The organism is Arthrobacter pullicola (genome assembly GCF_014836875.1).
In the GTDB taxonomy this organism is placed as follows: Bacteria; Actinomycetota; Actinomycetes; order Actinomycetales; family Micrococcaceae; genus Arthrobacter_B; species Arthrobacter_B pullicola.
Genome location: NZ_JACSQC010000012.1, coordinates 1666 through 5688, shown reverse-complemented (window position 1 = coordinate 5688; position 4023 = coordinate 1666). Strand labels below are relative to the sequence as shown.

2 rRNA genes (1 of these 2 only partly in view) are annotated in these 4023 nt (G+C 55.4%); both read left to right on the top strand.

Annotated elements, in window-relative coordinates:
- Positions 1-176: 176 nt before the first annotated feature.
- Positions 177-1705 (top strand): 16S ribosomal RNA (locus H9638_RS16660).
- Between the two features lie 587 nt (positions 1706-2292).
- Positions 2293-4023 (top strand): 23S ribosomal RNA (locus H9638_RS16655); it runs 1503 nt beyond the window's last position.
- The 16S and 23S rRNA genes sit together here, the layout of an rRNA operon.

Genomic DNA, 4023 nt, shown 5'->3' with positions numbered 1-4023 from the left:
CTGTTGTTTGAGAACTCAATAGTGTGCCAAGTTTATTGATACCAATTATTTTGATTGGTTGAATTGGCTGTCCCGCCCACCCCGTGGGTTGCGGATGGTTTTTTTAGCTGGTTTCGAATTTAGTGCAGAACTGTGCAGCCAATTTTCCTTGGCTCCGGTTTTGTGTCTGTAACACATTTACGGAGAGTTTGATCCTGGCTCAGGATGAACGCTGGCGGCGTGCTTAACACATGCAAGTCGAACGATGACTTCTGTGCTTGCACAGAATGATTAGTGGCGAACGGGTGAGTAACACGTGAGTAACCTGCCCTTAACTTCGGGATAAGCCTGGGAAACTGGGTCTAATACCGGATACGACCACCTGGCGCATGCCATGGTGGTGGAAAGCTTTATGCGGTTTTGGATGGACTCGCGGCCTATCAGCTTGTTGGTTGGGGTAATGGCCCACCAAGGCGACGACGGGTAGCCGGCCTGAGAGGGTGACCGGCCACACTGGGACTGAGACACGGCCCAGACTCCTACGGGAGGCAGCAGTGGGGAATATTGCACAATGGGCGAAAGCCTGATGCAGCGACGCCGCGTGAGGGATGACGGCCTTCGGGTTGTAAACCTCTTTCAGCAGGGAAGAAGCGAAAGTGACGGTACCTGCAGAAGAAGCGCCGGCTAACTACGTGCCAGCAGCCGCGGTAATACGTAGGGCGCAAGCGTTATCCGGAATTATTGGGCGTAAAGAGCTCGTAGGCGGTTTGTCGCGTCTGCTGTGAAAGCCCGGGGCTCAACCCCGGGTCTGCAGTGGGTACGGGCAGACTAGAGTGCAGTAGGGGAGACTGGAATTCCTGGTGTAGCGGTGAAATGCGCAGATATCAGGAGGAACACCGATGGCGAAGGCAGGTCTCTGGGCTGTAACTGACGCTGAGGAGCGAAAGCATGGGGAGCGAACAGGATTAGATACCCTGGTAGTCCATGCCGTAAACGTTGGGCACTAGGTGTGGGGGACATTCCACGTTTTCCGCGCCGTAGCTAACGCATTAAGTGCCCCGCCTGGGGAGTACGGCCGCAAGGCTAAAACTCAAAGGAATTGACGGGGGCCCGCACAAGCGGCGGAGCATGCGGATTAATTCGATGCAACGCGAAGAACCTTACCAAGGCTTGACATGAACCGGAAAGACCTGGAAACAGGTCCCCCACTTGTGGTCGGTTTACAGGTGGTGCATGGTTGTCGTCAGCTCGTGTCGTGAGATGTTGGGTTAAGTCCCGCAACGAGCGCAACCCTCGTTCTATGTTGCCAGCGCGTTATGGCGGGGACTCATAGGAGACTGCCGGGGTCAACTCGGAGGAAGGTGGGGACGACGTCAAATCATCATGCCCCTTATGTCTTGGGCTTCACGCATGCTACAATGGCCGGTACAAAGGGTTGCGATACTGTGAGGTGGAGCTAATCCCAAAAAGCCGGTCTCAGTTCGGATTGAGGTCTGCAACTCGACCTCATGAAGTTGGAGTCGCTAGTAATCGCAGATCAGCAACGCTGCGGTGAATACGTTCCCGGGCCTTGTACACACCGCCCGTCAAGTCACGAAAGTTGGTAACACCCGAAGCCGGTGGCCTAACCCCTTGTGGGAGGGAGCCGTCGAAGGTGGGACCGGCGATTGGGACTAAGTCGTAACAAGGTAGCCGTACCGGAAGGTGCGGCTGGATCACCTCCTTTCTAAGGAGCACCTCAAAGTTCCATGTCCTTCCACAGTGTTGGATGTGTGCTTTGCAGGAGATGCCCATATCGGGGACATATGTTCCCCGGTGGGTGCTCAAGGGTGGAATATCAATAAGCAGGTGCCCGGCGCTACGCCTGGCAGCCCAGTACGTCCGGTTCCTTCGGGAACGGGATTGGAAACCGCTGCCGGATTGTGGGACCGGGTTTTTCCGTTTGGCACACTGTTGGGTCCTGAGGCAACAGGACCGTATGAATGACAATTCACTGCCGGCTCTGTCCCCGTTCGCGGGGTGGGGGTTGGCGGGTGGTTGGAAGGACACGGATTCGGTGTTGTTTCTGATTGTTCCTGCGCAGGTCTGAGACTGTCCACGGTAAATACGTGGTGGTGGAGGGGTGCGACGGGGTTGTTGTTTGAGAACTACATAGTGGACGCGAGCATCTTAAAAATTATTAAGTGCAATTTCAGAAAAACCTGGTAGATCCGGTTGGCCTGTTCATCCTCTCCCTGTTTGGGGGGTGGGTGTGTTGGGTTGGCTGGTGAGACCGTGGTTTTCTCGATAGCGATATTAATTATTGATCTTTGTGGTCAAGTTTTTAAGGGCACACGGTGGATGCCTTGGCATCAGGAGCCGAAGAAGGACGTAGGAATCTGCGATAAGCCTGGGGGAGTTGATAACCGAGCGTTGATCCCAGGATGTCCGAATGGGGAAACCCCGCCCGGCGCGCGAGTGACCGGGTGACCCGCATCTGAACACATAGGGTGCGTGGAGGGAACGCGGGGAAGTGAAACATCTCAGTACCCGCAGGAAGAGAAAACAATAGTGATTCCGTTAGTAGTGGCGAGCGAACGCGGAAGAGGCTAAACCAGTGGTGTGTGATAGCCGGCGGGCGTTGCATCACTGGGGTTGTGGGACTTTCCGTACCAGTTCTGCCGGATTGGTGAAGTGAGTGCAGGTGCATAGGTGAACTGGTTTGAAAGCCAGGCCGTAGAGGGTGTTAGCCCCGTAACCGGAATGTATGCTGCCGCTTGGAGAGGATCCCAAGTAGCACGGGGCCCGAGAAATCCCGTGCGAATCTGCCAGGACCACCTGGTAAGCCTAAATACTCCCTGATGACCGATAGCGGACAAGTACCGTGAGGGAAAGGTGAAAAGTACCCCGGGAGGGGAGTGAAATAGTACCTGAAACCGTGTGCCTACAAACCGTCGGAGCAGCCTTGTAGCTGTGACGGCGTGCCTTTTGAAGAATGAGCCTGCGAGTTAGTGTTACGTCGCGAGGTTAACCCGTGTGGGGAAGCCGTAGCGAAAGCGAGTCTGAATAGGGCGAGTGAGTGGCGTGATCTAGACCCGAAGCGGAGTGATCTACCCATGGCCAGGTTGAAGCGCGTGTAAGAGCGCGTGGAGGACCGAACCCACTTCAGTTGAAAATGGAGGGGATGAGCTGTGGGTAGGGGTGAAAGGCCAATCAAACTCCGTGATAGCTGGTTCTCCCCGAAATGCATTTAGGTGCAGCGTTGCGTGTTTCTTACCGGAGGTAGAGCTACTGGATGGCCGATGGGCCCTACAAGGTTACTGACGTCAGCCAAACTCCGAATGCCGGTAAGTGAGAGCGCAGCAGTGAGACTGTGGGGGATAAGCTTCATAGTCGAGAGGGAAACAGCCCAGACCACCAACTAAGGCCCCTAAGCGTGTGCTAAGTGGGAAAGGATGTGGAGTTGCCCAGACAACCAGGAGGTTGGCTTAGAAGCAGCCACCCTTGAAAGAGTGCGTAATAGCTCACTGGTCAAGTGATTCCGCGCCGACAATGTAGCGGGGCTCAAGTACACCGCCGAAGTTGTGGATTTCAGATTTTTGGTAAGCCTTCGTGGTTCAGCCGTCTGGAGTGGTAGGGGAGCGTCGTGTGGGCAGTGAAGCTGCGGTGTAAACCAGTGGTGGAGCCTACACGAGTGAGAATGCAGGCATGAGTAGCGAAAGACGGGTGAGAAACCCGTCCGCCGAATGATCAAGGGTTCCAGGGTCAAGCTAATCTGCCCTGGGTAAGTCGGGACCTAAGGCGAGGCCGACAGGCGTAGTCGATGGACAACGGGTTGATATTCCCGTACCGGCGAAAAACCGCCCATACCAAACGGGGGATACTAACCGCCCAATACCTGACCGGCCGCCCTTGTGGCGACCCGGTTTTTGGTGGAGCGCGGGACCGTAACCCGGGAGGTAAGCGTATTAACAGGTGTGACGCAGGAAGGTAGCCGGGCCAGGCGATGGTAGTCCTGGTCTAAGGATGTAGGGTCAGTGATAGGCAAATCCGTCACTGTGTCTT